We start from the raw sequence: 25,146 nt of genomic DNA, 5'->3' as shown, positions 1-25,146 counted from the left end.
CGGCAATCAGAGGGATGAGACATGGGTAACGTAGCGACCGTAACGATGAATCCATCCGTTGACCTCTTTGCAGAAACCGAGCAGCTGGTGGAAAACGGCAAGACCCGCTGCCATGATACCGCCCATGAACCCGGTGGAGGTGGCATCAATGTGGCCCGCAACCTGCACCGCTTCGGCATGGATGTGGTGGCGATTTTCACTGCGGGCGGCCCGCAGGGTGAGTTGCTGAAACGACGCCTGGCGCGCGAGACGTTTACCCTTCATTGCGTCGACATCCAAGACGATACCCGGCAAAGCCTTGCGGTCACAGAGAGGGCCAGCGGCAAGCTCTTTCATCTGGTTTTCTCCGGCCCCGAACTACAGGAATCCGAGTGGCAGCAATGCCTCGATACATTCGCAGCGCTGCAACCGACACCCGATTACCTGGTGCTCAGCGGCAGCCTTCCGGGGGGCGTGCCGGATGATTTTTACGGTAACCTGGCACGCTCGGCCGCCGACAGAGGCACCAGGGTGATACTGGATACCTCCGGCAAGGCCCTTTCCTCCTCCGGAGAAAAGGGCATCTATCTCACCAAACTCAACTACGGGGAATTCGTCGACCTGGGATATTCCGGCCCCAGGGACCACCCCAGCCTATTGGGGGCAATGAAGGAGATGGTGGACAAGGGCCTGACCGACAACCTGATTGTCACTCTGGATGCTGACGGAGCCCTGCTCGCCTCCAGCGCCGGCGAGAAGCTTCACGCCCGTCCTCCCGAGACCCGGGTGATCAGTCACGTTGGCGCCGGCGACAGCTTCGTGTCCGTTCTGGTCCACCAGATTGACAGCGGCAGAACGGTAGCCGAAGCCTTTCGCTATGGCGTGGCCGCCGCCGCCGTCAAGGTCAGCACGCCGGGTAATCAGCTCATGGATCTGGACAAGGTTGAATCCATCGCCGCAAAGGTGACGATTCGCGAGCATGAGTAGCGTATTTCATGCCAGCACTTGTCAACGTGCATGTCTGTAACGGTCAACTGATCCAGGACAATGTTTTAAGGTTTTCCTCAGCCACAATGGCAGAAATGCCACCGTTGAATGAGTGAGATCGAACCAATGGATTCGAAAAGCGAAAGGAACGGCCCCGAGGAACACAATTGGCATGCCGCCGACATCGGGGACACTCTGGCGGAATTCGACGTCCGCAAGGAAAGTGGATTAACGGACGACGAGGCGCAGGATCGGCTGAAGCGCTATGGACCGAACCAGCTACGGGTGGCCGAAAGCCGGCCGTGGTGGCGGATTCTTCTGGAGCAGTTTCACAGTATTGTCATCTACCTGCTGGGCGGTGCCGCTGTTCTGGCGTTTGCCACCGGCCGCCTGCCCGAGGGTTTTGCAGTGCTGGCTGTGCTGCTGGTCAATACCGCTATAGGCTTTGTCAGCGAATGGAAGGCAGTACGGTCCATGGCCGCCCTGCGCCGGTTGGGAGAGCACATGACCCGGGTCCGGCGGGAAGGCAGTGAGCGTGAGATTGCCGCATCGGACATCGTACCCGGCGATATCGTACTGCTGGAGGCCGGCGACCTCGTACCCGCTGATTTGCGCCTGATCGAGGCGGAACACCTGAGGGTCAACGAAGCTCCGCTTACCGGTGAGTCCGTTCCGGTGAGCAAATTAACCGATACCCTGGCCGCGGATACGGACCTCGCCGATCGCAATAACATGCTCTACAAGGGCACCAGTATCGCCGACGGTACGGCAGCGGGTGCGGCGGTGGCCACTGGCTCGGAGACAGAACTGGGGCGGGTGTCGGCGCTTGCGGAGTCGGCGGAAGGAACCGTCACACCGTTACAGCAGCGGCTGGACCAACTGGGGCGGCGCCTCGCCATATTGACCATTTTTATTGCCATCGTGGTCGCCGCGGTGGGTTTTCTGCTGCGCGAACAACAGGCCGCGCTGGTGATCGAGACGGCGCTTGCCCTGGGTGTGGCGGCCATTCCTGAAGGCCTCCCTATTGTCGCTACTATTGCCCTCGCCCGCGGCATGTACCTCATGGCCGCCCGCAACGCTCTGGTAAACCAGCTCACTGCGGTGGAAACTCTGGGGGCCACCCGGGTGATCTTTTCGGACAAGACGGGCACCCTGACGGAAAACCGGATGCGGCTGCAGAAAATCGTCACTCCCATCGACGAGCTCGTGCTTGAGGAACCCGGGGCTGGCGAGGCACTGGCGGACAAGGAAGGGGTTCGCCGCGTCCTGGAGGTGGGCGTGCTCTGTAATGGCGCCTCCCTCGAAGAGCAACAAGGAGAGGACAACCCCCGCGGCGACCCCACTGAAGTCGCGCTTCTGGCGGGAGGAAAAGACCTGGGACTGGAGCGGGAATCGCTACTGGAAGATCGGCCCGAGGCCCGGGTGGAACAATTCGAGCCCCGGCTCAAGAAAATGGCCACCTTTCACCAGGATGAGGGCCAGTATTATGTGGCGGTAAAAGGCGCACCCGATGCCGTGCTGGATGTCTGCAGCGAAATCCTGACAAATAAAGGCACGGAGCCTCTGGATGACGAGACACGCCAACAATGGGTCGAACGCGCCAGCCAGCTGGCTGGCGAGGGTTTGCGCCTTCTGGCAATGGCCGAGAAACGGGCGGATACCAAGGATGCTGATCCCTATGAAGATCTGTGCTTCCTCGGCCTTGCCGGCCTGCTCGATCCACCCCGCGAAAAAGTAAAGGAAGCGATCGACATCTGTCAGGCGGCGGGTATCCGGGTGGAGATGGTGACTGGCGATCAGGCGGAGACCGCCACGGCCATCGCCCGGGCCGTGGGGATCGTCGGGGGCAAGGATGACCCCGAGACAGTCAGCATGCTGGGGCGTGATATCGGTTCCCCCGACGATATCGATGAGGACCGGCAGGACAAGATCTACCGTGCCAACATCTTTGCCAGGGTGAGCCCCGAGCAGAAGCTCGATCTGGTGACCATCTATCAGAATCGGGGAGAGATCGTGGCCATGACCGGTGATGGCGTCAACGACGCACCCGCTCTGAAAAAGGCAGACATCGGCATTGCTATGGGCAAACGGGGCACGGAGGCGGCCAAACAGGTTGCCGACATGGTGCTGAAAGACGACGCCTTTGAAACGATCGTGGCCGCGGTCCGGCAGGGACGGGTCATTTTCGGCAACATTCGCAAGTCCGTCGTGTTCATGCTCACCACGAATGTGGCCGAGGTGCTGGCGGTGACAATAGCCATTGGCGCGGGATGGCCGCTGCCGCTGCTTCCTCTGCAGATTCTTTACCTCAATGTGCTTACCGATGTGTTTCCGGCTCTCGCTCTGGGGCTGGGCCCGGCCAGCGGAAACGAGATGGAAGATCCACCCCGCAGCCCCCGGGAATCCGTGCTGACCCGGGCCCACTGGACGGAGATCACGGGATTCGCTGCCCTGCTGGCAGTCTGTGTGTTAAGCGCTCTGCTGCTGGCAGATCACTGGCTGGGACTGACAGAGCGGGAAGCGGTAACGGTGTCTTTTCTCACTCTGGCTTTCGGCAAGCTCTGGTTTACATTCGCTCTACGGAATCCGAAGTCGTCTATTCTGCTTAACGAAATAACACGTAATCCCTGGGTGTGGGGAGCGCTGGCACTTTGCATCGTGTTGCTGGCGGCCGCCGTTTACCTGCCCGTGCTCTCTGGCCTGCTGCAAACCCGGCCCCTGGGATGGCAGCCCTGGCTGCTACTGCTGGCAATGAGCGTCATTCCTCTGCTGGCGGGGCAAATAGTGCGGGAGATACAGAGGCACCGGAGGCCTGAATAAAATCGACAAACACACATAGCTTTGCTGAAAGTAGCGGAGAATCGCGATGGCCTTATCGCCCCCGGCGCATAATGCTATCGCTTTTCAGAAACCATGGTCCGCATCGGCCAGCTCGCGCAGGAGACGAAGAACCTCGTCCGGGTTCCGGACGTGGTAATCGGCCAAAGAGGATGTCAAGCCATCGCCTACGTAAATGCCCGGGCCAGCTTCCCGGAGGGCGGAAAATGCATCTTCGTCAGTCACATCGTCCCCCATATAGACAATAAATGGCGGCTCTTCCTCCGACACTGGCAGAACGTCGATAAGCCATTGCAGCGCCCGACCCTTGTTCCAGTCAACGTCGGGTTCAAGTTCCAGCACTTTCTTCCCGTCACGTTTCCTCAGGCCCGTTTCCCGGCGCATATCCTCAACGGCTTCCCGCACCTTCTCCAACACGTCCCCGCTCTTCACTTTCCGGTAGTGAATAGCCAGGGAATAGCGTTTGCGTTCGATAATCACCCCGGGAAGGTCACCCACCTGCCCTCTCGCCATTCTTTCGGCATGGTCCACGCTTTTCACGGCATCATCCGCCTCCGGCAGAGTGTGTCGATGACCGTTCCCGGCAATATCGAAGCCGTGATTCCCGGCGTAATAGATCCCTTCCACACCGACCCGGGATTCCAGGTCTTCCCGGTCCCGCCCACTGACCACCGCCACCGGACAGGAGAACCGTTCCAGTGTCGAACGGGCTTCTGCGGAAAGCTGCGCCTGACCCGGCTCTTCGGTGATTTCAGCCAGGGTGCCGTCGAAATCGAGGAAAACCGCCAGGGGCCGAGTGCCCCGCCATACTGAAAGATCCTCCATACGATCGAGGGCATTGGGAATTTGGCGGAGAAAGCTCACCGCGTATACGTCGGCGGCGATATGATGGGCCCCGGCTTCGCGCAGCTCCTGTTCGTTGCCATTTCGCGACACGCCCACCACCAGCCCGAACTCGCCTTCGCGCCCGGCCCTGACGCCGGCGGTGGCGTCTTCCAGAATAACCACGTCCGCCGGTTGCACCTCAAGCCGGCGAGCGGCCTCCAGCATGATCTCCGGCTTCCCCGCCAGCTCCTGCTCCGCCGCCACTGTGCCGTCGATAACCACGTCGACAGCGTCCATGAGCCCGGCTTCCTCGAGAATTCGCTGGCCGTTGCGACTGGCGGTGATGATGGCCAGTGTCATGCCGCCACGCCGCCACCGCTTCAATGCGGCCACCGCATCCTCGAATACCGCCACTCCCTTCTTTTCCAGAAGCTCGAGGAACCGGGCGTTCTTGCGGTTGCCGAGACCACAGACGGTATCGCGATCGGCGGCATCCGAAGGCTGTCCGTAAGGCAGCATCAGCCGGCGGGAGTGCAGAAAATCCTCGACGCCCCGGTACCGGGGCTTGCCGTCCACGTGGGCGAGATAGTCGGCCCTGGAAAAGGGGTGCTGGTTACTCTCACTACTCAGGTAGTCGTCAAACACCTGTTTCCAGGCCTGCATGTGCAGGTCGGCGGTGCGGGTCAGCACACCGTCCATGTCAAAAATGGCGGCCTGAAATGGATGCGTCCGCGTCACGTCAAAAATCCTCCTGCAAGTAAGATCTCACGAGGTCTCCCCCTCACTGAGGCTGAAACGTTTCTGCTCGCCCGAACACATTTCGTATACCTCACCGTCGAAGCCAATCCGGGCAGCGCAGGACCGGCCGTTCTCAAAACTGACAGTCATTATCTCGTGGTCTAACTGGATGTGCAGCCAAAGGCCCCGGTAGTGGACACAGAATTTCAGCCCTTCGAGTTCCTTCGGCAGACAGGGATCAAGCCAGAGCACTCCGTCGTACATTTCGATACCGGTATAGCACCGCTGCACCATATCCACCGTGCCGGCCATCGCGCCCAGGTGAATACCCTCAGAGGTGGTTCCTCCCTGGATGTCGTCGAGATCGCTGACAAGGGCTTCCTGAAACAGATCCCAGGAATGGTCCCGGTCTGTTCTCGCCAGAACCCAGGCGTGGACAACCCGGCTGAGGCTGGAACCATGGGACGTTCGGTCAAGGTAATAACGGACATTTTCAGGAATACGGGCGGCATCAAAGTCGTAGCCGAGACCGGAAATTATGTCGCTGAGCTCCCTGGGGGAAAAGAGATAAAACAGCATCAATACATCAGCCTGCTTGGTGGCCTTGTAACGATTCAAATCCCGTCCTTCCGCTTCCAGAATACGATCCAGACGCTGGATGTCGCCGTGTTCCTCACGCAGTCTGTCCCAGTCCAGTTCCTCCAGATTATCCCAGCCCTCGAACTGGCTGATGAGTCCCGACGGCTGGAAGGGGATGAACATACGTTTGCTGACATCCTGCCAACGGAGCAGATCTTCGGAGGAAACATCCAGAAGCTGCAGGAGTTCTGCCTTCCGGTCTTCCCCCAGTAACTTCAGAACGACGTCCGTTGTTTTCAGGACCCATGCAGCCATCACGTTGGTGTAGGCGTTGTTGTCCAGACCCAGCTCTTCCCGGTCAGGGTATTGGGTGTGAAACTCGTCCGGGCCCATTACCCCCCGTATTTCATAGCGCTCGCGGTCAGCATTGTAGGTAGCAATACTGGCCAGGAACTGAGCGATCCCGACCAGCATCTCGGCACCATGCGAACAGAGGAATTCCATATCGCCGGTAGCCTGAAAATACTGCCACACGTTGTAGGCAATGGCGGCATTCACGTGCCGCTGAGTGTGGGAGTTGTCAGGAATCCAGCGTCCCGATTCCGGGTTCAGGTGCAGCACCTGGCTCTCTTCCCGGCCATCACTGCCGCTTTGCCATGGAAACATGGCTCCCCTGTAGCCGGCCTCCCTCGCCGCGCGGCGTGCCCAGTGCAGCCGTTGATAACGATAAAGCAACAACGCCTTGGTGAGTTCGGGAAATCGTAAATTGAAATAGGGGAAGGTGAACAGCTCGTCCCAGAAGATGTGTCCGCGATAGCCCTCGCCGTGCAATCCCCGGGCGGGAACACTTACGTCCTGCCTCGTCGAATGCACGGAGGCGGTCTGTAACAAGTGGAAAAGGTGCAGGCGAAGGACCGGCTGAGCATAGGTACTCTTTTCGCCTGCCAGCTCCAGGTCAGCCCGCTGCCACAGTCTTCGCCACGCCTGTTGGTGCTGCTCGAGCAGAACATCGAAATCCGCAGCATGAAGGATATCCTCACAGGCTTCGAAAGCGGGTTCGCTGATGGCAAGGTCCCGGGACGTGTACAAAGACAGCACCTTTTCCACCCTGATCGGCTTGTTTTGCTCCGCCATAAGCGACAGAGACTGACCGATCCAGTTCCGCTCCGACTGCGTACGCCGCTCAACCGCGGCGGGCTCATCACCTTCCCAGACTCGGGTACGAACCGCCTGGGCCATTCGGATTCGGGATTGCAGGGTTCTGGCGGTGAGAAAAATCGCCTGCTCTCCTACCTGTCCGGTCTCCTCCACCTCCAGGTGTCTGCCATTGAGATCCCGGTAGCGGGCCACTCCGCTGTTGGTCACATCGCCGTCGATGGCCGACCTGATCTCCACCGGTCCCGACCAGTTCAGGGGCGTAAGCACCCAGCTGATGGCGGCACTATGGGGATCATCCATGTGCACGATGCGCCGGGTTTCCAGTTGGAATTCACGGTCCGACCGATCCCTGAACTGAAGTCGGCGATGCAGGACTCCCCGGTAAAGGTCCAGCCAGAGTACATAGTCAAGAAGCTCCACATGGGCCAGATCAAACCACTCCCCATCCTCACAGCGGAAGGAAAGAGGCAGCCAGTTCGGCCAGTTAACCATGTCCTCGTTTTCGATAATCTTTCCGCCGATTTCACTTTTCGCGCGGTTGAACCCCCCCGCCAGATAGGTGCCCGGGTAGTGAGGGCCTCCGGCCGGAGATTCCTCCACTGCCCCCCGCGTGGCGAAATAGCCATTGCCCAGGGTTAACAGGGCTTCCCTGGTGGGCTGCTTTTCCGGGCTCCACTCATGGTAGACCAGCTCCCAATCGTTGAGCGACCTCTGTTTCATCGGTTTTTTTCTCCTGCTGAAAATTCAGTGCTCATCCCGGAACAGGGATTGAGTGGGTCCGCAAAATCCCGAAGCGGCTTTACAACGCTTCTACTGTGTATCCGTGACTACATTGACCGGATTGCCCTCCACGAACCGGCGAATGTTCTCCACCGTGCCATCGAGAATACGCTGTACGGCTTCCCTTGTGTTGAACGCACTGTGGGGTGTGACCACGACGTTTTTCATCCGCACCAGCACTTCGTTCGCAAGTAATGAGGAAAGATCCTCGGTCTCTTCGTAGACGGAGCGGAGCAGCTCCGCCTCTTCCCGCACCACCGGTTCATAAGGCAGGACATCCAGACCGGCGGCCGCGACTTTCTGCTCCGCCAGAGCCCTGGCCAGGGCCCGTATGTCCACCACGTCGCCCCGTGCCGTATTGATGAGAACCACCCCGTCCTTCATCTTTGCAAATGCATCCGCGTCAATAAGATGGTGGGTCTGGGGGTTGGCGGGCACGTGCAGGGTTATGACATCAGCATCCTGTAGCAGCTGGTCCATATCCACGTATTCAAATTCCAGGTCCTGGGCCGCTGTCTCGTCCGGTTTGATATCAAACGCCAGCACGTCCATGCCAAACCCCCGGGCAATACGGATGGTTGCCAGACCAATGTCGCCGGTACCCACAACACCAAGGGTTTTTCCACGCAGATCGAAACCCTGCAGGCCCCGCGGTGAGAAGCCGCCCTTGCGGGTTCGCTCCACCGCTTCCTCCAGCCGGTGGCTGATCATCAGCAGAAGACCAAACACATGCTCGGCTACCGTATGCTCGCCGTAGTCGGGGCAGTTACACACGGTGATCCCCCGCCGTTCGCATTCCCCGATATCAATGTGGTCGAAGCCGGTGGACCTTGAGGTGATCAGTTTGAGGTCTGGCATGGCATCCAGCGCCTGCCGGTCGACTTTCGAATAAATGAAGACGGAAATGGCTTCCGCTGCGGCATACTCCCCGGCGTTGCCCGCTTTGAGGGGCTCTTCAGCGCAGCTCACGGTGTGCTTTTCCCGCAAGGCTTCGAAGGAATCCCGTTCCCACTTTTCCACGTCAAAAAACACAATGTTCACCGGGTCTTGTCCTCTCGCCAGATTTCCAGGATGTCCAGCACACTGTCGGGGTTGAGCGAAATGGAATCGATACCGCTATCCACCAGGAACTGGGCGAAATCCGGGTAGTCGCTGGGCGCCTGGCCGCAGATGCCCACTTTGCACCCGCTCCGGTGAGCCTTTTCGATCACTTGCACGATTGCCGTCTTCACCGCCTCATCCCGTTCATCGAACAGTTCGCTGAGCTCTTCGGAATCCCGGTCGACGCCCAGCACCAGCTGGGTCAGGTCATTGCTGCCGATGGAGAAACCATCAAATCGTTCGGCAAACTGCTCTGCAAGAAACACATTGGAGGGGATCTCACACATCATATACAGCTGCAGGCCGTTTTCGCCGCGCCGGAGCCCGTGTTCGGCCATCACTTCAATGACACGGTCCGCCTCCCGGAGGCTGCGAACGAAGGGAATCATCACCACGATATTGTCCAGGCCGATTTCCTCCCGGGCCTTCTTTACCGCCTGACATTCCAGAGCAAAGCCGTCCCTGTAACGATCGCTGTAATACCTGGAGGCTCCCCGGAATCCCAGCATCGGGTTCTCCTCCCGGGGCTCGAACTGATCGCCGCCGATAAGACTGGCATACTCGTTGGTCTTGAAGTCGCTCATGCGAACAATCACCGGATCCGGATACTGGGACGCGGCAATCATGGCGATACCCCGGCTGAGGTGCTCGACAAAATACCCGGTTTTATCCTCGTAACCGGCGGTCAGCTCCTCAATACGCTTTCGCACCTTCCTGTCTTTCACCCCATCGAACCGGGCCAGGGCCAGGGGGTGAATCTTGATCACGTTATTGATGATGAACTCCATGCGGGCCAGACCGACTCCGTGAACCGGCAATCGCCACCAGCGGAAAGCGGCATCCGGCGCCGCCAGGTTGATCATCAGCTCTACGGGCGCCTCGGGCAGATCCCCGGTCTCGATATCCTTTTCCTCGTACTCGAGAATGCCCTCGTAAATCCGGCCTTCGCTTCCTTCCGCGCACGATACCGTGACTTCCTGGCCGTCTTTCAGGTCTTTGGTCCCGGAGCCTGTACCCACGATGGCAGGAACGCCCAGCTCACGACTGACGATGGCTGCGTGACTGGTGCGGCCTCCATGATCGGTGATGATCGCTGTCGCCCGCTTCATGACAGGCCCCCAGTCCGGATCCGTGCGTTCAGTGACCAGCACGTCACCATCCTCGAAGCGGTCGATCTCTTTGGGGCTGTCGAGAACCCTCACCCGGCCGGCCGCTATAGATTCACCAATGGCCACGCCCCGGCTCAGCACCTCGCCCGTTCCCTCCAGCCGATAGCTTTTGAACGCACCGGACTGTTTCTGGGAGTGTACGGTTTCAGGACGGGCCTGGACACAATAGAGCTTGCCGGATTCACTGTCCTTCGCCCACTCCATATCCATGGGTGTGTGGTAATGCTTTTCGATGGACACAGCCCAGCGGGCAAGGGTGAGAATGTCATCGTCGCCGAGCACCAGGGTTTCCCTCTCAGCCTTTTTGGTGTTCACCGTTCTGGTGGGGGCTGATCCCCGGGACGCGTAGATCATTTTTTCCTTCTTGCTGCCGCATTTTTTCGACAGGATCGGCACCCGCTCCTTGTTCTCGAGTCCCGGTTTGAAGACCCGGTACTCATCCGGATCTACCGTACCCTGCACCACAGTTTCGCCGAGCCCCCAGGTGGCGTTAATGACCACCACATCGGGGAAGCCGGTGTCGGTGTCGAGGGAGAACATCACGCCGGCGCAGGCCTTGTCCGACCCCACCATTTTCTGTACGCCCACGGAAAGTGCGAGCTTGAGGTGATCGAAACCGCGATGCTCCCGATAGTTGAGGGCGCGGTCGGTGAATAATGAGGCATAGCACTTGCGGCAGGCATCGATAAGGTCGTCACCACCGCGGATATTCAGAAAGGTTTCCTGCTGCCCGGCGAAGCTGGCCTCGGGCAGATCCTCCGCCGTGGCGCTGCTGCGCACGGCCACGGGCAGGTTTTTCTTCTCATTGCGGGTGGCCAGCTCCTCATAGGCATCCCGGATGGCCTCTTCAATGTCATCCGGAAACTCGCCTTGCAGGAATGCCTCGCGGATAGCCTTGCCCACCTGTTTGAGGGATTTTTCCTCGCGGGCCAGCGCTTCGGTCAGCTCCCGGATGGTGTCTTCCAGCTCATTGTGGGCAACAAAGGCGCGGTAGGCATCCGCCGTGGTGGCGAACCCTCCCGGCACCCGCACACCCTGCTCCCGAAGATTGCCGATCATCTCACCGAGGGAGGCGTTTTTTCCTCCCACGCTGGACACATCGTCGTTGTCCAGGTCTTCCAGCCAGCGAACGTATACGGGTTCCGTCATGGTCAGGCCATCCTTTGAATCATGTCCACGCAGCGCCGGGAAAACGCCCATTCGTTGTCATACCACGCCAGCAGCTTGACAAAGCGGTCGCCGATCAAGTGGGTATCCTGGCTGGTTACAATGGCGCTCTCTTCCCTGCCGATGATGTCGCTGGATACAAGGGGGGAATCATCAACGGCGAGAATCCCCTTCATGGAACCATTCGCCCGTTCGCGAAATGCCTCGTTAATCCGCTCGTCACTGGCATCCGCTGTCAATATACAGGTCAGATCCAGTAGCGAGCCGGTTTTGACGGGTGCCCGTACCGCGATGCCATCGAGCCTTCCGTCCAGATCCGGAATGATCTGACCGATCATCGCCGCCGCGCCAGTGGAAGTCGGTACCAGATTTTCCGCCGCAGCCCGACCCCGCCGGGGCTTCTTGTGCGGCCCGTCCAACAGGTTCTGGTCCGCGGTATAGGCATGCACCGTATTGATGAATCCTTTCTCGATTCCGAACTCGTCATGCAGCACCTTTACCACCGGCGCAAGACAATTGGTGGTGCAGCTTCCGATGGAGATAATATGGTGCCGGTCGCGATCGAACTGGTCTCCATTGACCCCAAGGATGAAGTCACCATCGAGCTCGCTTTTGCCAGGCGCCGAAATGAGTACCTTGCGGGCGCCCGCTTCGACGTGTTTCCGGGCCTCTTCCTTTTTGCGGAAAACGCCGGTGGCCTCGAGAACCACCTCCGCGCCCCGCTCGCCCCAGGGCAGTTGAGCCGGGTCCTTCTGCGCGCTTACCGTAACGGTGGTATCATCATCAATAACCAGCGCACCCCCCTCGACCCTTACCTTGTGAGGCCAGCGGCCATAGGTGGTGTCGGACTGCAGGAGGTAGGCCAGGGTTTCGGGGTCCGAAACATCATTGATATGGACCACTTCCAGGCCGTCTTGCTCATAAGCGATGCGAAATACTTGCCGGCCTATACGGCCAAATCCGTTGATGCCAATTTTCATGGGAATAGAGCCTCCGTTGCTGTCGAGGTAACATTTTCTGGCTTTCCTGAAAGCCTAGTTCAAGAATGACCGGTTTACTGTCCACGCGTCATTTTCCACGCGTCACTTGCCAGAGCCGGTTGACGGGTGATTCTGTTGCTCCTGCCTCCCCGCCGATGCTTCGCCGTGCTCCCACCTTTTGCGGCGGACGAACTTTTCAATTTCCACCAGTATGAAGATACCCAGGCCAACCGCCACGCAGCGCAACCATGCCTCCGGCGTCAGGGGCCGGCTTTCCAGCAGCTGGTTCATGAAGGGTGCATAGGTGAAGATCAGTTGCAGGCCGACGCAACCAGCAATGGCAAACAGCACCATTTTGTTGCCGGTGAGGCCCTCCCAGGAAATAGCGGAGCGGCGGAAGAAGCGGCTGTTCAGAAGGTAGAAAATCTGGCCCAGTACCAGCGCGTTGACAGCCATGGTGCGGGCATATTCCACAGAGGTCTCGCCACGGCCCTGCTCCTGAGCGAACAGAAAGCCCACGCCCAGCAGCAGGGCGATACCCACATAGGCAATGCGCCAAAGATCAAAGCGACCGAGCAGCCCTTCCTCGGTGGAATGGGGCCCCCGCTGCATCAGACCGACCTCGGCTTTTTCCCAGGCCAGGGAGACCCCCAGGGTGACGGCGGTGATCATGTTGACCCAGAGGATCTGCACCGGTGTCACCGGCAGCATCATGCCGGACATAACGGCCGCCAGCAGTACCAGTGACTCCGCCGCGTTGGTGGGAAGTACGAACAGAATAGTCTTGCGCAGGTTGTCGTAGACCTTCCTTCCCTCCTCCACGGCGCGCTCGATGGAAGCGAAGTTGTCGTCTGCCAGCACCATCTCGGAGGCCTCTCGGGCCGCTTCCGTGCCCTTCTGACCCATGGCGATACCCAGATTGGCACGCTTGAGGGCGGGGGCGTCATTGACGCCATCGCCAGTCATGGCGATGATCTCCGATTGCGCCTGCAAGGCCTTGACCAGACGCAGCTTGTGCTCGGGGCTGGTACGCGCAAACACGCTGGTTTCCATGACCCTGGTGCCGAGTTCATTTTCATCGAGTTTCTCGATGTCCCGCCCGCGCAACGCCTGGCCGGCATTGTTGAGCCCCAGCTTGGCGGCGACTGCCATAGCGGTGGCGGCGTGATCCCCGGTGATCATCTTTACCCCGATGCCGGCGTCGCGGCAGATGGCCACGGAGTCGATGGCCTCCTCCCGCGGAGGATCGATCATGCCGAACAGGCCCAGCAGCACCAGATCCCCTTCAACATCCTCTTCATTGAGTTCCGTCTGTTCCGATACTTCTTTACGGGCAATGGCCAGCAGGCGCTGGCCGCGGCCGGCTATTTCCTCGATCCACTGCTCCCAGAATCCGCTGTCCAGGGGCTGTTCCTTGCCGTCGCGCAGTTCGCTGCCGCAGATTTCCAGCAGCTTTTCCGGGGCGCCCTTGACGTAAATGACATGGTTGCCCTGGTGATCATGATTCAGGGTCGCCATGTAACGATTTTCGGACGCAAAGGGAATGGCATCCACCCGTCGCCAGTCGCGATTTTCCTGTTCGGGCTCAAGGCCGGCCTTGCAGGCGGCGACGATCAGCGCCACTTCGGTGGGATCACCTGCTCCCTGCCACTCTTCCCCTTTGTGTTCGAGCTCGGAATCGTTGCACAACAGGCCGGCGCGCAGCATTTCCCGCACTGTTTCGTTGGCCTCGATATCAATGGGCTCTTCATCACGCAGAAACCCGCCTTTGGGCTCATAGCCCACACCTTCCACACCGATATCCTCGTCGGCGGTACGCAAGGTCTTGACGGTCATTTCATTGCGGGTCAGTGTGCCGGTCTTGTCAGCGCAGATGGTGGTCACCGAACCGAGGGTCTCCACCGCAGGCAGGCGCCGGATGATGGCATTGCGACTGGCCATTCGCTCCACGCCGATGGCGAGGATCACCGTCATCACCGCCGGCAGCCCCTGGGGAATGGCGGCAACGGCCAGCGAGACCGCCACCAGGAACATGCTGTGCCAGTCCTGGCTCCACACCAGGATACCCACCGCGAAAGTGAGCAACGCCAGCCCCAGGATCACCACGCTCAGAACCCGGGTAAAGGCGTCAAAGCGCTGCATCAGCGGGGTCTTTATGGTTTCCACCTCTGCCAGCATGCCGCTGATCCGGCCGATCTCGCTATCTTCGCCGATGGCCACTACCACGCCGGCTCCCTGTCCGGCGGTAGCAAGGGTACCGGAAAAGGCCATGCTGGTGCGGTCACCAAGTTCCGCATCCTCCTCCACGGCATCCAGCTGTTTGGCCACCGCATTGGATTCCCCCGTGAGGGCCGCCTCCTGGACTTCAAGATTTTTCACCCGCAGCAGGCGCAGGTCGGCGGGAATGCGCTCGCCGGCGTTGATCTGGACTATGTCACCGGGCACGAGCTCCTGCGCCGACACTTGCTGGCGGCGCCCATCCCGCCATACCGTGGCTTCCCGGGAAAGCATCCCCTGCACGCTCTCAAGGGCGCGCTCTGCCCGCCCCTCCTGGATAAAACCGATGGCGCCATTGATCAGCACCACGGCAAAGATTACCGCGCTGTCCACCCACTCCCCCAGCAGGGCGGTGACCGCAAACGCAATCAGCAGAAGATAGATGAAAAGATTGTTGAAGTGACTGAGCAGGCGCTGGAGGGCACTGCGTTGCTGGCGCACCTTGAGTTCGTTGCTGCCAAATTCACTGCGACGGGGTTCCACCTGGTCCCCGCCAAGCCCCCTGTCCCTGTCGCTGTCAAGCACCTCGAGCGCCTTGTCGGCAGACTCCGCGTGCCAGCGGTAATTGTTGACGTCCTGCCTGGTGGGCGCGCTACTCATGGAGATCACCCGTTCCTCAGTGAGTATGAAGCTCCGTCATCCGCATATCCGGGACATTGCATCCCTTCAGGTGAAAAGCTCTGCCAGGAAGGCGGTGCACCAAAGGTCGACGGATGATAAGCAAGTCCGTTACTTCATAATCGTGGCAAAGCTCTTGCACTGTCAATGGAGGGCACATGCGTCAGCAACACAAAACGCTCTGCATCTTGATCCTGATCAGAAACTACTTAATCGTGTGGACGTCAGACCGGTGTTATCGATTTCCCTTTACCCGTGTCTTGACTAGACTTTAATAAACCGCTTTTGAATACAGTCCCGGCAATGGAGATGCATTGATGAAACTCCCCATACAGGACCGCAAAACTGCCGGCCACGAACTGGCCCTTGCGCTTGAAGATTATCGTAACCGTGAGCACCTTGTCGTGCTGGCACTACCCCGGGGCGGCGTTCCCGTAGCTGCTGAAATCGCCCAGCACCTGGGTGCAGAGCTGGACCTGATGATTGTCAGGAAACTGGGGACGCCCGGCCAGGAAGAACTCGCCATGGGCGCCATCGCCAGTGGCGGCGCCCGCGTTCTCAACCGCCGGATACTCGACTACGGTGGTGTCAGTGATGAGGCCATCGAGAAAGTGGCCGAGCGCGAACGCCAGGAGCTGAAGAGACGAGAGCAGGCCTATCGGGGCGATCGCCCGTGGCCGGATATGAGCGACGCTACCATCATTCTTGTGGACGACGGCCTCGCCACGGGGGCCACCATGGGCGCAGCTCTGCAAGCACTCAAAGTCCACCGTCCCCGTGAGGTTGTCGTGGCCGTTCCCGTGGCTCCGGCCGACACCATCAGAAACCTCCGCAGCAGCGCCGATGACATCGTTTGCCTGGAAACCCCGGACCCTTTCAGCTCCATCGGACAGTGGTACCGCGATTTCCACCAGGTGTCGGATGACGAGGTGCGGCAGCTGCTTGGCCATTTCTGGAAAGAGTGAGGCAAGACTATGGCTTCCAACTCCCGTTCGGTTGTCCTGGAACTTTCGGATGCATCCCTGAAAGGGATCCTCAACATTCCCGAGGGCGCCTCCGGAATCGTTGCCTTCGCTCATGGCAGCGGCAGCAGTCGCCTCAGCCCCCGCAACCAGGCAGTGGCGGAATTCCTCAACCGCGCCGGCCTGGGCACTTTGCTGTTCGATCTGCTCACCGCCGATGAAGACGAAGTGGATGCGCGAACCCGGGAGTACCGCTTTGACATCTCACTGATCAGCCGGCGTATGAGTGAAGCCGTGGGCTGGCTCACGGAGCAGTCAGTGACAGCCGCTCTGCCATTGGGCCTGTTCGGTGCCAGCACCGGTGCGGCCGCAGCGCTGGTCGCAGCCGCGGAAAACCCGGATCATGTCAGGGCGGTTGTGTCCCGGGGCGGGCGCCCCGACCTCGCCGGCAACGCCCTGCCCCGGGTTCAGGCAGCAACCCTTCTGATCGTCGGCGGCCTGGACACCACCGTCATTGAGCTCAACCGGGAGGCGGCTGCGAAGCTGGACTGTCCTCACGAAGTAAAAATTGTGCCCGGAGCAAGCCATCTGTTTGAGGAGCCCGGCAAGCTCGAGCTCGTCCAGCAAGCCGCCGCGGACTGGTTTACAGATCATCTGGCTGGAGCCCATCCATGAACCATGACGACGGAATAGCGCTTTTTTGTCTGGACAGCGGCAGCGATTTCGCTTCGCAAGTAGCAGCCCATCTGGGGGTGCCCCTGGGGGAGCATGAAGAGCGGGATTTCGAGGACGGGGAGCACAAGATCCGCCCGTTGGAGACGGTTCGTAATCGCGATGTGTTCGTGGTTCAGTCGCTTTACGGCAGCGACGGCCTGAGCATCAACGACAAGCTGGCGCGTCTGCTGTTTTTGCTTGCCAGCCTCCGGGACAATGGCGCAGCCCGGGTCACTGCGGTGGTGCCCTACCTGTGTTACTCCCGCAAGGACCGCAGGACCAAGTCCCGTGATCCTGTCACCACCCGCTATATCGCCCAGCTCTTCGAGGCTATGGCGATCGATACAATGGTGACCGTGGACGTTCACAACCGCGCCGCCTTCGAGAATGCCTTTCGCTGCCCGACAGTGCACTTGAGTGCCAGGGAAGCGTTCATCGACTTCCTGCTGCCCCAGCTCCGGGCCAGGGAAATCACGGTAGCGTCCCCGGATGTGGGTGGTGTCAAACGCGCGGAACTGTTCCGCGAGTCACTGGAAGGGCAGCTTGGGCGCGCCGTTGGCAGCGCGTTCATGGAGAAACACCGCAGTAGCGGCGAAGTCAGCGGTTCTGCTGTGGTTGGCAATGTCCGCAACCGTACCGTGCTGATCCTGGATGACCTGATTGCAGGGGGAGGCACAATGCAACGGGCGGCGGAGGCGTTCAGAAAGCAAGGCGCAGAGGAAGTGATTGCCATGGCCACTCACGGGGTTTTCTCTCACGACACGGGAGACAAACTGGCCTCGCCAGCACTGTCCCGGGTGATTCTTGGCAATACGGTTGTTCCGGCACTGCCGTCGACATTACTGGAGACCAAAGTCGATCTGGTCGACATCACTGCTGGTATCGCCGATACAATCACTGCTTTGCACGAGGGAAGAGACGTGACAGATCTGGAATCCTGAACCCGGGTTTCATCGAAGGGAACGGTTCAGCTACCAAAACCCTCCCCATAGTCAGAGGCTATGGCCAGGTAATCCAGTGCTTTTTGCCGCCACGGACCGCGCTTTTCCTGGTAGTCGTCGTCCAGATGCCAGATGGCGAGCTTGGCCCGCTCCAGGGCTCGGTAGGCCTTGTAGAACGCGACCAGTGATGCTCCCGGTTCATCTCTGGTGACTCGTTCATAGACCTCGAACAGGATCTTGCCTACGCTTTCCTCGCCAAGTCTTTCGCACTCCATCGCCAGAAAGGACAATTCATCCGCCGGATCCCGGATTCGCAGGTCGCGGCTGAACTCAAGACAGTCGATCACCACGGGCGGGTCCGTCAGACAGACATGCTCCGGCCGCAGGTCACCATGGGCCTCTACGAGTCTGCCTGCGGCCGCGCGATCAGCAAAAAGCGTCGGGTTTGTTTCGAGCAAGGCTATTTGCTGATCACAGACTGCTTTGACCCGGCCCGCGGGAAGGGAATAGTCGATCAACTGGTGGTAGTTATCATTGATGTCGTACCGCAGGCGCTCCAGGTACTGCTGCCCCGAGAGCTGTATGCTTGCAGCACCGACATAAAAACGGGCAAGCAAGCCGGCAGCAGCCGTAACGCGCTGGTATTCCACAGCGGCGGATTTGATCTGCGCTTCCAGCATCGCCTCTGCAGGCAGGCGACGCATGACCACCAGCCAGTCGACGGGAACCCCCTCGCTGTCCAACGCCAGCTCACCGCCTGCCACCACGCTCAGCTGCCCCACGCCGATATAAGTATCGCCCCCCAACCGGCTGTTGAGACGAACCTCCTCGACACAGTTTCGATAACGCCCATCAACGGTGGTGAAATCGAACAGCTTTTGAGCCACCGGCTTTTTGAGCTTGTAAACCCGTGGGCCGACGAGAAAGACCCAGGACATGTGGGTTTCGAGTACCTCTACCCTGTCAGCCTCGACCGGATAGGAGGCAGCGTCGGACAGAAAGGCTACCTTTTCCTCGATTCCGGGTAACCGTGAAGTCTCATTCATTATTTTTCCATGGTCGGCACCGTTACCGGTGCAGTCAGCGTTTCTGACGGTGAATGGCGCCCAGCAGCCGACGGGCATCCCGCGGCGCGCACGCCTTGTCGTCATTGTCAAAATAGCAGAACACGTCTCGCCCCTCCTGCGCCCAGTTGACAAGGCGCCGCGCCAACCCTGCCAGGGTTCGCCCGTCATAGGAACCGGTGTAGGCGGTCTCTCCCGGACCGTGAAGGCGGATGTAGACAAAATCGGCCGTTGCCACGGGTGGTGATCGATAACCCTTGTAGTGGTAGTAGCAAAGGGCGGCATTATGGGATGTTAGAACCTCATAGACCTCGTCACACAACCAACTGGTATCGCGAAACTCGAACGCATACCGGTAACCAGGGGGCAACTGCTCCAGAAACGCCGTCAGTCTGCCAACATTCACCCGCCATCGGGGTGGGAGCTGAAAAATCACTGGTCCGAGTTTCGAGCCGAAAGGCTCCACCGCCGCCAGAAACCGGTCCAGCCCTTCCCCGGCATCCTTGAGCTTCTTCATGTGGGTCAGGTAGCGGCTAGCCTTGACACTGAACAGAAACTCCCTGGGCGACGCCTTCAGCCACTCTTTGACTGACGTTTCCGCGGGTAACTGATAAAAGCTGTTGTTGAGTTCGACGGTATCGAAGCTGTGCGCATATTCGCCCAGCAATGCGTCTTCGCCGAGGCCCTCAGGGTAAAAGCTTCCCCGCCAACTGTCGAAATTCCACCCCGATGTTCCGATACGAATCCTCGCACTTTTGTTCATGGCGCCTCCCGCACGATGTTTTTTGCCTCGACGGACTCGACCACGCCCGGCACCGTTATTCCCCCGTTGAGCTGGAACCCGGCCGGCATCGGCAGGGCAGCCTCTTCGCTTCTATTGCAGATAGTGCAACACAATGGAACAGAGAGGTTTCCCACGACTGAACGGAGTCCGGTCAGGCCACCGTCACATTCTCGGACAGATAGACGTCCTGAATCGCGTGGAGTAGCTGCACACCCGCGGCCATGGGTTTCTGGAAGGCCTTGCGTCCCGAAATCAGCCCCATGCCGCCGGCGCGCTTGTTGATCACGGCCGTGCGCACGGCCTGATGTAGATCATCACTTCCGGATGCGCCGCCAGAGTTGATGAGCCCGATGCGGCCCATGTAGCAGTTTGCTACCTGATAGCGGGCAAGCTCAATCGGATGATCGGTGGCCAGCTCCGAGTACACGCGATCGTGGGTCTTGCCAAAATCGAGCGCTTTAAAGCCTCCATTCACCGTCGCCTGCTTTTGCTTGACGATATCGGCGCCGATGGTCACCGCCAGATGGTTGGCCTGTCCGGTCAGATCGGCTGCCGTGTGGTAATCCACATCGTCTTGCTTGAATTCAGGATTACGAAGATAGGCCCAGAGCACGGTAACCATGCCCAGCTGGTGGGCACGCTCAAACGCCTGTGACACCTCTTCGATCTGCCGGCGAGACTCGGGCGAGCCGAAGTAGATGGTTGCGCCAACGGCAATAGCGCCAAGCTCGAACGCCTGCTCAACGCCAGTGAACATCGTCTGGTCATGTTGATTCGGATAGCTCAGGAGTTCGTTGTGATTGAGCTTAACCAGAAATGGAATCCTGTGGGCATAGCGGCGACTGACCGACGCCAGCACACCGTAGGTTGAAGCAATGGCGTTACAGCCACCTTCAATCGCCAATTCCACGAGATTGGCAGGATCAAAGTACAGCGGGTTTGGTGCAAACGATGCGCCGGCAGAATGTTCCACGCCCTGATCGACCGGAAGAATCGACACATAGCCCGTATTGCCCAGCCGGCCATGACCCAGAATCGTCTGCAGATTGCGCAGCACGGCATTGGAACGGTCACTGTCGGCCAGCACCCGGTACACGTAATCGCCCCCCGGCAAATGCAGATGATTACGACTGATACCGCGGCACTCATAACCGAGCAGTGATTCGGCTTCGTCGCCGAGAATTTTTTCAATGTCATTCATTCAGGTCACCTCAATCAAGCTTCGTGTACGCCGCTTTCGGAACGCACCGTAAATCTGGCAATAATAGACCCTGATAGTGGCCCCTTCCAGCAGAGGTCCTTTGAGTACTTTCTTTCAGGCCCTGCCCACACGGGTCTTCATCCTTACCGTAAGCACGGTTGCGCCCGGCTGATGATTGACTAGTTTTAAATAAGCATGGTCAAGCGCCATGAAGTCACACCGTATCAACTTTAAGGATCTCTGTTGTGAGGGAAATCAATGCCAGAGCCGAGTTTCTGTTCGTTCTGAAGGAGGATTAACCAATGGATCTCAACCCCCTCCTCGTCGAGAGTGAGGCAAAGATTCTGTTTGTCATTGCCGACGGGCTCGGTGGCATTGATAGTGGAGGCCGGGGCACAGAGCTGGAAGCCGCCCGGACCCCCAATCTGGATCAGCTGGCAAGACAGGGCGTCACAGGGTTGGCCTACCCTGTGGCGCCTGGCATCACACCGGGCAGCGGCCCCGGGCATCTGGCCCTTTTCGGCTACGATCCGGTGGAGCACAACATTGGACGGGGTGTGCTTACCGCGCTGGGCATCGACGTCGACCTGGAACCCGGCGATGTTGCAGCCCGCGGTAATTTCTGCACCCTGGACAGCCACGGCCAAGTCGTCGACCGTCGGGCCGGCCGCATTGATACCGGGGAATGTACCCGGCTGGTGGAGATGCTCAGGGAGATTCGCCTCGACGACGTGGAGGTTTACCTGGAACCGGTCAGGGAACACCGTTTTCTGCTGGTTTTGCGAAGCAAAAAGGAGGCATTGGGTGCCCAGTTAGACAACACAGATCCCCAGCGAACCGGTGCACCACCCCGAGAACCCCATGCCAGGGACGAAAGTTCACAGGCAACCGCCTCGATGGTAAGCGAGTTCCTGGCGCAGGCCCGGGAAATTCTTGCCGGGGAAGATCCCGCCAACATGGTGCTGTTACGGGGTTTCGGGCAGTTGCCGCGGTTAGCCTCGTTGCAGGAAAGCTATGGGCTGTCCGGTTGCGCCCTGGCGGGGTATCCCATGTACCGGGGCATCTCCCGGTTGCTGGGCATGAAGGTCATGGACTGCGGTCCCGATCTGGACAGCGAAATCGAAGCGCTGCAGGCCGCCTGGTCGCACCACGACTTTCTGTTTCTGCATTTCAAGGATACAGACAGCCGTGGCGAGGATGGCGACTTCGAGGGCAAGGTGGCCGCCATCGAAGAACTGGACCATGCAATCCCCCGAATGATCGAACTACAACCGGATGTCATTGTGGTAACGGGAGATCACAGCACCCCCAGCGCCATGGCCAGCCACAGCTGGCATCCGGTACCGGTTCTGATCAGCGCGAACACCTGCCGGGCAGACGGGGTCGAGGTCTTCGGAGAAACCGCCTGCGCCGGGGGCGGGCTCGGCCACCTGCCGGCAAAGCATCTTATGACCCTGGCACTGGCCCACGCGGGCCGTCTGCGGAAATTCGGGGCCTGAGGGGAATAATCCCGCTCTGGACATTACAGCAAGCGTTGAGTGAGCGGTTTCGGGAAAGCGTCATGTATATTCTTTTTGATATTGGTGGAAGCAAAACGCGGGTCGCGGCAAGCACCGACTGCCATGAAATACAGGGTGACCCCATCGTGTTTGATAGCACCGGTAACATGGAAGCGGATACCAAACGCATTGCCGAAGCGGCCAATACGCTTGTCGGGGACCACAGTATCACTGCCGCTGCCGGTGGCATTGCCGGTGTGCTCGACAGCAAGCACCGGACGCTCCTGCGGTCGCCCAACAAGACCGAATGGATTGGCAAGCCACTGGCGGAGCACCTCGAGAAAGGGCTGGGCGTTCCCGTTCTCCTGGAAAACGATAGCGATATGGCCGGCCTGGGCGAGGCGCACAAGGGAGCCGGCCAGGGCTATGAAATTGTTGTTTATGTGACGGTTTCTACCGGTATTGGTGGCGGGCGGATTGTCGGCGGCATGATTGATGCGGCACGGTTCGGCTTTGAGCCCGGCCATCAGGTCATCAATCCCCATTGCCGCGTGTGTCCCGACTGTCCGGTACACAACACCGAAAGTGGCAACTGTCCTGACCTGGAAGGCCTTGCATCAGGCACAGCCGTTGAGAGGCGGACGGGCAGGAAACCCTATGAAGTGACAGACCAGGACGAGTGGCACCGGATTGCCTGCTGGCTTGCGCTGGGACTGAATAATACCATTGTCCATTGGTCGCCTGATGTCGTGGTGCTGGGCGGCTCAATGGTATGCGGTACCAGGGGGTCTGTTGTCAGTCTTGATGAAATAAACCGGCATCTGCACGAATTACTCGGGATTTTCCCCACCCTCCCCGACATGCGCCGGGCACAGCTTGGAGATTTCGGCGGCCTGTATGGCGCTATGGCTCGTCTGCGGCAGGGACAATGAATGGGCCAGAACCCCGGTCGCTGGCGGGGCGTTGCCATTCGCCGGCAAGGGCCAGGGCTTCCTGCACCGGGCGGAAGGAACGGCGATGGATCGGGGTGACCCCCTGCTGGTTCAGGGCCTCAACGTGGACCGGGGTCGGATAGCCTTTGTGCCCGGCCAGGCCATAGCCGGGATAGGTCTCCTCCAGGGCGACCATTTCCCGGTCACGGGTGACCTTGGCCAGAACTGAAGCGGCACTGATGGCGGCTACCCGTCCGTCTCCCTTGATGACCGGCTCTGATGGCCAGTGCCAGTCCGGGCAGCGGTTGCCGTCCACCAGCACGTATTCCGGCGCAATTCCCAGCCCCGCAACGGCCCGTTTCATGGCCAGCAATGTGGCCTGATAGATATTGAGACGATCGATTTCCTCCGCCTCGCAGCGGCCGAGGCTCCAGGCGACGGCCTTGTCGATGATTTCGTCATGGAGCCGCTCGCGGCTTTTTTCGGTCAGGCGTTTGGAATCCGCCAGACCTGCAATGGGGCGCTCCGGGTCCAGAATCACGGCGGCGGTCACCACCGCCCCGGCCAGGGGCCCGCGGCCGACTTCGTCCACACCCGCCAGCTTCCAGCCCTGATAGCCGCACTCGAACGGTGGTAGCATCACCTTGCCAGCCATCAGCCATTGCCCCCGTGAATCAGCCCGCTGATTGCTTCTGCGGCACGTTCATCGGCATTGCGGCGCAACTGTTGGTGCAATTCAGTGAACGCCTGGTTGAGGTGGTCACGCTGGGCCAGGTTATCCAGCTGTTTCAGCACGGCTTCAGCCAGCCGCTGTGGCGTCGCATCATCCTGCAGCAGCTCCGGGACCAGCTCCCGACCGGCAAGCAGGTTGGGCAGGGAGGCCCAGGATACTTTCACCAGGCGCGATACCAGCTTGTAGGTCAGGTTATTCAGGCGATACCCCACCACCATGGGTTTCTTCAGCAGCATGGCTTCCAGGGTGGCGGTGCCCGAGGCCAGCAGGACCACGTCCGATGCCGCCATCACTTCCCGCGAGCGGCCGCGCACAACGGTCAGCGGTAGCGTTACGTCCAGGGCCTCGGCCAGCGCCCGGACCTGGACTTCCCGCTCGCGATTGACACAGGGCACCACCAGCTGAAGGTCGGGATGGACCGCCTGCAGCAGGCGGGCTGTCTCCAGAAACAGGCCGCCAAGGCGGTCTACCTCTCCTCCCCGGCTTCCCGGCAATATGGCCAGTACGGGGCGGTCCTGCACCAGCCCCAGCTTGTCGCGGGCACCGGCGGTGTCGGTCACCATGGGCACCCGGTCAGCCAGGGGGTGCCCCACGAACGTCACCGGCACGCCATGGTCCTCATAGAATTGCGCCTCGAAAGGCAGCAGCGTCATCATCAGGTCTACCGAACGGGCAATCCGGACAATACGCTTCTGGCGCCAGGCCCAGACCGACGGACTGACATAGTGAACCGTGGGGATACCGGCCTTGCGGCACCGCTCCTCGATACCCAGGGTAAAGTCCGGGGAATCGATACCGATCACCACGGCTGGTGGCGTGGTCAGCAGATAGTCCATCAGGCGGGCACGAATGGCGAACAGTTCCCGCAGCCGGCCCAGCACTTCCACCAGCCCCATGATCGACAGGCGCTCCATGGGGATCAGGGAATGAAAGCCTGCGGCCATCATTTCCTCACCGCCGATACCGACAAAACGGGCGTTGGGATAGCGTTTGCGGAGCGAACGAATCAGTCCGGAACCAAGAATGTCGCCGGAGACCTCCCCGGCCACCATGGCGAAGGTTATCGGCTCGCGGCTGACAATAGCGGCAGGCGCCGGCTGTGCGCCATCAGAGGTACAAG

Annotated in this window: 18 protein-coding genes; 7 read left to right on the top strand and 11 right to left on the bottom strand. The window is 59.8% G+C overall.

The window, feature by feature from the left end:
• Positions 1–21: 21 nt before the first annotated feature.
• Both IE079_RS12750 and IE079_RS12745 read left to right on the top strand, forming a co-directional pair.
• On the top strand, positions 22–966 hold the full coding sequence (locus IE079_RS12750) for a 1-phosphofructokinase family hexose kinase (RefSeq protein ID WP_189576994.1): 945 nt from the start codon (positions 22–24) through the stop codon (positions 964–966).
• Positions 967–1,092: 126 nt separating this feature from the next.
• Positions 1,093–3,786, top strand: coding sequence for a cation-translocating P-type ATPase (locus IE079_RS12745; protein ID WP_227712486.1), 2,694 nt, complete (start codon positions 1,093–1,095; stop codon positions 3,784–3,786).
• Positions 3,787–3,870: 84 nt separating this feature from the next.
• Here IE079_RS12745 and otsB read toward each other — a convergent pair whose 3' ends face one another.
• The 6 genes from otsB to IE079_RS12715 all read right to left on the bottom strand — a co-directional run bounded on the left by otsB (position 3,871) and on the right by IE079_RS12715 (position 15,178).
• The gene (gene otsB, locus IE079_RS12740) at positions 3,871–5,367 is read right to left on the bottom strand and encodes a trehalose-phosphatase (RefSeq protein WP_189576991.1); all 1,497 of its coding nucleotides are present in this window, start codon (positions 5,365–5,367) and stop codon (positions 3,871–3,873) included.
• A gap of 27 nt (positions 5,368–5,394) precedes the next feature.
• A complete protein-coding gene (locus IE079_RS12735) occupies positions 5,395–7,824 on the bottom strand; it encodes a glycoside hydrolase family 65 protein (RefSeq protein ID WP_189576990.1) in 2,430 nt (809 codons plus the stop codon).
• A gap of 90 nt (positions 7,825–7,914) precedes the next feature.
• Complete coding sequence (locus IE079_RS12730; protein WP_189576989.1) at positions 7,915–8,925, bottom strand: hydroxyacid dehydrogenase; 1,011 nt, start codon at positions 8,923–8,925, stop codon at positions 7,915–7,917.
• On the bottom strand, positions 8,922–11,303 hold the full coding sequence (ppsA, locus tag IE079_RS12725) for a phosphoenolpyruvate synthase (RefSeq protein WP_189576988.1): 2,382 nt from the start codon (positions 11,301–11,303) through the stop codon (positions 8,922–8,924). The genes IE079_RS12730 and ppsA overlap by 4 nt, the downstream gene beginning before the upstream one ends.
• Positions 11,304–11,305: 2 nt before the next feature.
• Positions 11,306–12,301 carry a type I glyceraldehyde-3-phosphate dehydrogenase gene (gene gap, locus IE079_RS12720; protein WP_227712485.1) on the bottom strand — a complete coding sequence of 332 codons (996 nt, stop codon included), beginning with the start codon at positions 12,299–12,301 and terminating at the stop codon, positions 11,306–11,308.
• Between the two features lie 102 nt (positions 12,302–12,403).
• The gene (locus IE079_RS12715) at positions 12,404–15,178 is read right to left on the bottom strand and encodes a cation-transporting P-type ATPase (RefSeq protein WP_189576987.1); all 2,775 of its coding nucleotides are present in this window, start codon (positions 15,176–15,178) and stop codon (positions 12,404–12,406) included.
• 335 nt (positions 15,179–15,513) lie between these two features.
• Here IE079_RS12715 and IE079_RS12710 point away from each other — a divergent pair, with 335 nt between their 5' ends.
• The 3 genes from IE079_RS12710 to IE079_RS12700 are packed head-to-tail and all read left to right on the top strand — an operon-like array spanning position 15,514 to position 17,813.
• Positions 15,514–16,161 (top strand): phosphoribosyltransferase, encoded by a 648-nt coding sequence (locus IE079_RS12710; protein ID WP_189576986.1) that lies wholly within the window; start codon positions 15,514–15,516, stop codon positions 16,159–16,161.
• Between the two features lie 9 nt (positions 16,162–16,170).
• Complete coding sequence (locus tag IE079_RS12705) at positions 16,171–16,833, top strand: dienelactone hydrolase family protein (RefSeq protein ID WP_189576984.1); 663 nt, start codon at positions 16,171–16,173, stop codon at positions 16,831–16,833.
• Positions 16,830–17,813, top strand: coding sequence for a ribose-phosphate diphosphokinase (locus tag IE079_RS12700; protein ID WP_189576982.1), 984 nt, complete (start codon positions 16,830–16,832; stop codon positions 17,811–17,813). Before IE079_RS12705 ends, IE079_RS12700 begins: the two co-directional genes overlap by 4 nt.
• 26 nt (positions 17,814–17,839) lie before the next feature.
• On the opposite strand, the gene IE079_RS12695 is transcribed toward IE079_RS12700, so the two are convergent.
• From IE079_RS12695 to IE079_RS12685, 3 genes are all read right to left on the bottom strand, one after another.
• Entirely contained in the window at positions 17,840–18,859 is a 1,020-nt protein-coding gene (locus IE079_RS12695) for a phosphotransferase (protein WP_189576980.1), read from the bottom strand.
• 34 nt (positions 18,860–18,893) lie between these two features.
• Positions 18,894–19,640: a DUF72 domain-containing protein gene (locus tag IE079_RS12690; RefSeq protein WP_189576978.1), complete on the bottom strand. Its 747-nt coding sequence runs from the start codon at positions 19,638–19,640 to the stop codon at positions 18,894–18,896.
• 172 nt (positions 19,641–19,812) lie between these two features.
• Positions 19,813–20,862, bottom strand: coding sequence for a class I fructose-bisphosphate aldolase (locus IE079_RS12685; RefSeq protein WP_189576976.1), 1,050 nt, complete (start codon positions 20,860–20,862; stop codon positions 19,813–19,815).
• Positions 20,863–21,164: 302 nt separating this feature from the next.
• On the opposite strand from IE079_RS12685, the gene IE079_RS12680 reads away from it, so the two are divergent.
• Positions 21,165–22,361, top strand: coding sequence for a 2,3-bisphosphoglycerate-independent phosphoglycerate mutase (locus tag IE079_RS12680; RefSeq protein ID WP_189576974.1), 1,197 nt, complete (start codon positions 21,165–21,167; stop codon positions 22,359–22,361).
• 62 nt (positions 22,362–22,423) lie between these two features.
• Complete coding sequence (locus tag IE079_RS12675) at positions 22,424–23,293, top strand: ROK family protein (protein WP_189576972.1); 870 nt, start codon at positions 22,424–22,426, stop codon at positions 23,291–23,293.
• Here IE079_RS12675 and rnhB read toward each other — a convergent pair.
• Positions 23,265–23,948, bottom strand: coding sequence for a ribonuclease HII (rnhB, locus tag IE079_RS12670; RefSeq protein WP_189576970.1), 684 nt, complete (start codon positions 23,946–23,948; stop codon positions 23,265–23,267). The two genes, IE079_RS12675 and rnhB, sit on opposite strands and share 29 nt — an antisense overlap.
• Positions 23,948–25,108 (bottom strand): lipid-A-disaccharide synthase, encoded by a 1,161-nt coding sequence (lpxB, locus tag IE079_RS12665; protein ID WP_265013645.1) that lies wholly within the window; start codon positions 25,106–25,108, stop codon positions 23,948–23,950. The genes rnhB and lpxB overlap by 1 nt, the downstream gene beginning before the upstream one ends.
• Between the last annotated feature and the right edge of the window lie 38 nt (positions 25,109–25,146).

The organism is Marinobacter zhanjiangensis, assembly GCF_014651935.1.
GTDB classification, from domain to species: domain Bacteria; phylum Pseudomonadota; class Gammaproteobacteria; order Pseudomonadales; family Oleiphilaceae; genus Marinobacter; species Marinobacter zhanjiangensis.
The sequence above is the reverse complement of the archived record's forward strand: the minus strand, read 5'-3'. Positions and strand labels throughout refer to the sequence as shown.

Coding starts and splice junctions, on each gene's coding strand:
- IE079_RS12750 (WP_189576994.1), top strand. CDS start 22: ATGGGTAACGTAGCGACCGTAACGATGAATCCATCCGTTGACCTCTTT.
- IE079_RS12745 (WP_227712486.1), top strand. CDS start 1,093: ATGGATTCGAAAAGCGAAAGGAACGGCCCCGAGGAACACAATTGGCAT.
- IE079_RS12735 (WP_189576990.1), bottom strand. CDS start 7,824: ATGAAACAGAGGTCGCTCAACGATTGGGAGCTGGTCTACCATGAGTGG.
- ppsA (WP_189576988.1), bottom strand. CDS start 11,303: ATGACGGAACCCGTATACGTTCGCTGGCTGGAAGACCTGGACAACGAC.
- gap (WP_227712485.1), bottom strand. CDS start 12,301: ATGAAAATTGGCATCAACGGATTTGGCCGTATAGGCCGGCAAGTATTT.
- IE079_RS12715 (WP_189576987.1), bottom strand. CDS start 15,178: ATGAGTAGCGCGCCCACCAGGCAGGACGTCAACAATTACCGCTGGCAC.
- IE079_RS12710 (WP_189576986.1), top strand. CDS start 15,514: ATGAAACTCCCCATACAGGACCGCAAAACTGCCGGCCACGAACTGGCC.
- IE079_RS12705 (WP_189576984.1), top strand. CDS start 16,171: ATGGCTTCCAACTCCCGTTCGGTTGTCCTGGAACTTTCGGATGCATCC.
- IE079_RS12700 (WP_189576982.1), top strand. CDS start 16,830: ATGAACCATGACGACGGAATAGCGCTTTTTTGTCTGGACAGCGGCAGC.
- IE079_RS12695 (WP_189576980.1), bottom strand. CDS start 18,859: ATGAATGAGACTTCACGGTTACCCGGAATCGAGGAAAAGGTAGCCTTT.
- IE079_RS12690 (WP_189576978.1), bottom strand. CDS start 19,640: ATGAACAAAAGTGCGAGGATTCGTATCGGAACATCGGGGTGGAATTTC.
- IE079_RS12685 (WP_189576976.1), bottom strand. CDS start 20,862: ATGAATGACATTGAAAAAATTCTCGGCGACGAAGCCGAATCACTGCTC.
- IE079_RS12680 (WP_189576974.1), top strand. CDS start 21,165: ATGGATCTCAACCCCCTCCTCGTCGAGAGTGAGGCAAAGATTCTGTTT.
- IE079_RS12675 (WP_189576972.1), top strand. CDS start 22,424: ATGTATATTCTTTTTGATATTGGTGGAAGCAAAACGCGGGTCGCGGCA.
- rnhB (WP_189576970.1), bottom strand. CDS start 23,948: ATGGCTGGCAAGGTGATGCTACCACCGTTCGAGTGCGGCTATCAGGGC.